Genomic DNA, 266 nt, shown 5'->3' with positions numbered 1-266 from the left:
GCCCCACTGGCCGGAGCGGACCAAAACATCGGCCTGCGGGACCTGCCTCGCCGTGGCAAGCAGCAGTCCGATGGCGATATCGGCGACATCTTCGGTCAGCACATCAGGGGTATTCGTGACGCGAATGCCGTTGGCGCGGGCATAGGACAAGTCGATTGCGTCGGTGCCGACGCCGTAACAGGAGACGATTTCCAGTTTCGGCAATTGCGCCATCAGTTCTGCAGACGCTCCGAGTTCGCCTCGGGTCGCTATGGCGCGAATATCCT

General features: G+C 61.7%; 1 pseudogene. It reads right to left on the bottom strand.

What is annotated here, in order from left to right:
• A pseudogene (locus tag AF337_RS07100) lies at positions 1 to 266 on the bottom strand (2-hydroxyacid dehydrogenase); the annotation flags it as partial.

The organism is Rhizobium ecuadorense (assembly GCF_001187535.1).
Classification (GTDB): Bacteria; Pseudomonadota; Alphaproteobacteria; order Rhizobiales; family Rhizobiaceae; genus Rhizobium; species Rhizobium ecuadorense.
This window is presented reverse-complemented; position numbering and strand designations above follow the sequence as displayed.